Raw genomic sequence first — 4728 nt, forward strand, 5'->3', positions numbered from 1 at the left:
CGAAGACGTAGACGTCATAGACCCGGTTGGGGTTCTGCGCGGCGAAGGTGGTGGCCACGGTCAGCGTCGACTGCTGGGGCGCGGTGGCCGGGTCGCCGGCGGGGACGTTGCTCCAGCCGCTGGCCGGCTCGAACTCGGCGACCTGGTAGGAGAGGCCGAAGCGGGCCGCGCCGGCCTGCTCGTCGGGAACGGCCGGGGCGGTGAGCACCCCGCGGGTCGAGAAGAAGGTGGTGAAGTCGACGGTCGGGCCGTCGATGTTGGCCTGGCGGCCGGCAACCCAGTCGAGCTGGGCGACCTGCCGGCCGGCCCGCTCGGCGGCCGAGGCGATCGAGTCGGCCTGGAGGACCCCGGAAGCCGAGAAGCTGGTCCCCCGGGAGAAGTCGGTGCCGGTCTGGTGGAAGGTGTTGTTGGTGGAGCCGTGCTTGCCCGGCCAGGCGCCGGTGGCCAGCGTGCTCCAGCCGACCCCGGTGTTGGGCGGGAACCCCTGGGTGAGGCCGTTACGGCCCTGGACCCCGCGTCGCTTGAGCTGACGAATGTTGGGCATGGCCCCGGCCGCCGCGAAGCGGTCGACCAGGTCGGGCCGCATGCCGTCGGCCGCGAACAGGATGGCCGCCTGCTCGGCGGGGGCGGCCGCAGCCGCCGCGTTGGCCGCCGGGGCGGGAGCCGCCGTCGCCAGCAGCGCGGCCAGAACGGCGATGACGAGGGCAAGAGCGGAAAGACCGCGGAAACGGCGGCGAGCGACCATGGGGCACCTTCCTGGAACCGGCGCTGGACACAGGCGGTGAAGCTGAACCCGGAGACCCGGTAACGCTTCCGTACCGGGCAAACCGTGTCAAGATCCCCCGAATGGTTCCGGGGTCGCCTGGCCAGAACCGGCCGTTGGATCCCTGCACGCCTGAACTCAAGACCCGGCCCGCTGGGCCCTGTGCACGCCCGACCCGAGAGCCGCCTGGCGAGCCCTCCGCCCGCCCGACCGAGAGCCCGCCTGGCGAGCCCTCCGCCCGCACGCCTGACCGAAGGCCCGGGCTGCTGAGGCCCGGCACGCCTCACCCCAGACCCCGGGCGCTTGGGGCCCCTGACGGGAGGGCAGCCCGGGACCGGGAGAGGAGCTTCCGGTTGTCCACAGGCCCGGGTGACCGGGCGGTCGCTGTCCGGGCGAGGGCGGGTCGGGCCAGGCGCTAGAGTGCCTTGATGGCAAGCAGATCAACTGGGCGAGCAGCGACGTGACCTCGACCGGACCGACCGGGCCGTCGCCGCCTGGCGACCCCGGGGCGGACGCCTCCTTCTCCGACGGCCGGGTGCGGCTGCACGGCTGGCGCCATCCGGCCATCCTGGCCGTGGGCGCGGCGACCGTGGCCGCCGGGTTCGCCCAGTTCGGGGCCACCACCGCCCTCGGCGACGTGGCCCGCGCCTTCGGCGAGACCGGCGACGGCACCTCGGTGGTGGCCAGGGTCGGGCTCTCCGGCACCACCCTCGGGATCGGCCTGGCCATCGTCCGCCTGGCCTCCCTGGCCAGCCTGCCCCTGTCCGCCCTGGCCGACCGCCAGGGCCGCCGGCGGATGCTGCTCGGCTGCGTGAGCGGCGGCCTGGCCGTCACCGCCCTGGCCGCTCTGAGCCCGGGTTACTGGTGGTTCGTGGCCCTGTTCGCCATCGGCCGGCCCATGCTGTCGGCCACCAACGCCATCGCCGTGGTGGTGGCGGCCGAGGAGACCGAGACCCGCGACCGGGCCAAGGCGATCGCCCTCATGACCGCCGGGTACGGCGTCGGCGCCGGCCTGACCGCGCTGATCCGCGGGGTCGCGGGCGACGGGGTCGGGTTCCGGGGCCTGTTCGCCCTCGCCCTGGTGCCCCTGGCCGCCGTCCCCCTGCTCGCCCGCCGGCTCGAGGAGCCCGACCGCTACCAGCGCCTCCGCGCCGCCGAGGACCCGGAGCTGGCCGCCGCCCGACCCGCCGTCCTCGGCAGGGTCAGGGCCGACCTGCGCCCCCGCCTGTGGCTGCTGGCCGTGCTCGCCTTCGCGATCGCGTTCGTCACCGGCCCGATGAACACCTTCCTGTTCGTCTACGCCGAGAACGCGCTCGGCATGTCCCGCTCGTCCACGGCCGCCATGGTCCTGGCCGCCGGGCCCATCGGCCTGCTCGGGCTGCTGCTCGGGCGGTGGTCCGCCGACCGGCTGGGCCGCCGGGTCACCGCCGCCGGCGCGCAGGCCATGGTCGCGCTGGCCGGGATGCTCACGTACAGCGGTTCGCGGGCCGCCGTGGCCACCGGCTACCTGCTGGCCGTCCTGGTCGCCTCGGCCTACGCGCCGTCGATCGGCGCCCTCGGCTCCGAGCTGTTCCCGACCAGCGTCCGCGCCACCGCCGCCGGCTGGCTGGTAGCGGCCGGGGTGCTCGGCGCGGTCGCCGGGCTGGTCGCGTTCGGCCTGCTCACCGACGCCCTGGACAGCTTCGCGAGCGCCGCCGTGCTGATCTGCGCCCCCGTGGTCTTGACCAGCCTGCTGTTCGCGCGCCTGCCCGAGACGCGCGGGCTGGAGCTGGAGCAGTCGGCTCCCGACTGAGGCCCGCCGCCCGGTATCCTGCTCCTGCGCTGCGGCTTTGCCCGGTTAGGCGGGAGCGCTCGGCGGGCAGTGAGGGTGGGTGTCGCCGAGCGGCGCGGATCTGGCGAGTGCAAGGAGGACGACCATGGCGGCCTTCGACCCGGCGACCCTCGAACGCTGGCGGGCGCTCGCGATCGTCGACCGAGACGGCAGCACGGTCGGCACCATCAGCGAGTTCTACCTGGACCGCGAGACCGGCCACCCCACCTGGGCCCTGGTCAACACCGGCCTCTTCGGCACCAGCCAGTCGTTCGTCCCCCTGGTCCACGCCACCGAGATCGCCGACGGCCTCCAGGTCCCCTACGAAAAGCGCCACATCAAGGACTCCCCCAGGGTCGACCTCCACGACGAGCTCTCGCCTGAGGAGGAGGCGGCGCTGTTCGCCCACTACGGCGTGGACTACGAGCCGGCCACCGGGACCGCGGCCGGGACTCCGGCGGTCGCCGAGGCCGGCGAGCCAGTTCCCGGCGAACCACCCGGGCCGGTCGCGGCCGACCCGACCACGGTGGTCGAAGGCGAAGGGGGATCCGCGGCTGACGGTGGCCACTACCATCCCGACCCCGACCTCGACGCCGACACCGTGACCGGCGGCGTCCCGGGCGAGCCAGGAACGGCCGACCCGCACGAGACCCGCCGGACGGACCGGCACGGGGTCGGGCCCGAAGGCGCCGAGCGGGTCGAGATGGGATCGAGGGTCGAGGGCCCCGATGGCCCGGCCGGCCCCGGCGAGGTCCCAGACGGCTCAGCCGATCCACGCCAGGTCCCAGACGGCCCGCCCGGTCCTGGCTCCGACCGCGACCATTTCGGCGACGGTCCGGCTGACTCCAGCCGCCTCCGGGAGGGTCCGGCCGACCCGAACCGCCTCCAGGGCGCCCCCGCCGGTCCCGACCCCGACGGGCTCCCGGACGCCCCGGGCGACCTCGGCTCTGATCAGCTCGGCGGCGGCCCACGCGACCCCGACCTGGGCCGGACCGCGCCGGTGGAACCTGGCCTCCCCGGCTCAACTGCCGCCTTTCCCTACGGAGCAACCGCGACGGTGGACAAGGGCGCCGCCTCTTCCGGGCACCCGGCGGACGAGCCGCTCCGGGTCCCGGACGAGCCCGGCTGGGCTCCGGGTGCCGCCGGAAGCTTCGAGGAGCAAGACCCCGTCGACCCGCCCGCCGGCGCCAGCGACCGGTGGCGCGAGGCCAAGCTGGCCGCCGAACGCGACCGGATCGCCCGCGCCGCCGCCGCCCAGCCCGAGGAGCGCTCCCCCTTGGAGCGGGCCCGCCGTCGCCTGGAGCGCCTGGTCGGCGTCGGCCAGGAACCCGCCGACCACGACGAGATCTCCCCCGCCGACCGCGAGGCGGCCGAACGCGCCCGCCATGCCCGCCTCGGTCTCGACGAGGAGGACCAGCCCCGGCGCTGACGGTCCGGTCAGCGCTCAGGCGGGCTCGGGCGCCTGGGTCGAGGGCTCGGCCAGCAGCCGACCGGCCGCGGTCGCGGCCAGCCGCCGAAGCGCGGCCAGCCGGTCGCTCACGTCGCCCTGAAGACCGGACGCAAAGGGCGTCGGGCGCTCATCGCCACCCCGCCCGCTCGAACAGTACCGCCTCGCCCGCTCGCCCCGCGGGCGCTAGAACCGGACCTGGACCGGCCCCCGCTCCTCCCCGCCGGCCTGGAAGTACTCGCGGGTCCGGAACCTGAAGATCGCCGCGAAGAGGTTCTGCGGCACCGTGGTGACGGCGTTGTTATAGGTCAGGACGGCGTCGTTGTAGTACTGGCGTGCGTAGGCGGCGCGATCTTCGGTGGCCGAGAGCTCCTGCTGCAGCTCCAGGAAGTTCTGACTGGCTCTGAGATCTGGATACGACTCGGCCACCGCGAACAGGCCTTTCAGCGCACCGGTGAGGACATTCTCGGCCGCAGCCTGATCCGCCGGGCCCTGGGCACTGATCGCCTGCGCCCGCGCCTCGGTGACCGCCTCCAGGGTTCCCCGCTCGTGGCTCGCATATCCCTTCACCGTCTCCACAAGGTTCGGGATCAGGTCGTAGCGCCGCTTGCGCTGCACGTCGATCTGGCTCCAGGCGTTGTCGACCTGGTCCCGCCGCCGCACGAGCCCGTTGTAGATGAGCACCGAGACGACCAGCACCACGATGAC

4 protein-coding genes are annotated in these 4728 nt (G+C 74.6%); 2 read left to right on the top strand and 2 right to left on the bottom strand.

The annotated features are described in order from the left end of the window. Positions 1 to 745 (bottom strand): alkaline phosphatase family protein (locus tag VF468_12090; GenBank protein HEX5879037.1); only part of this gene is annotated, 745 nt, incomplete at its 3' end. 478 nt (positions 746 to 1223) lie between these two features. Between VF468_12090 and VF468_12095 the strand changes: the two genes are divergently transcribed. Both VF468_12095 and VF468_12100 read left to right on the top strand, forming a co-directional pair. After that, complete coding sequence (locus VF468_12095) at positions 1224 to 2555, top strand: MFS transporter (protein HEX5879038.1); 1332 nt, start codon at positions 1224 to 1226, stop codon at positions 2553 to 2555. Positions 2556 to 2679: 124 nt separating this feature from the next. Beyond that, positions 2680 to 4002, top strand: a complete 1323-nt coding sequence (locus VF468_12100; GenBank protein ID HEX5879039.1) for a PRC-barrel domain-containing protein — start codon at positions 2680 to 2682, stop codon at positions 4000 to 4002. 204 nt (positions 4003 to 4206) lie between these two features. On the opposite strand, the gene VF468_12105 is transcribed toward VF468_12100, so the two are convergent. Continuing rightward, on the bottom strand, positions 4207 to 4728 hold a 522-nt coding region (locus VF468_12105), incomplete at its 5' end, for a LemA family protein (protein HEX5879040.1).

The organism is Actinomycetota bacterium, from assembly GCA_036280995.1.
Taxonomy (GTDB): domain Bacteria; phylum Actinomycetota; class CALGFH01; order CALGFH01; family CALGFH01; genus CALGFH01.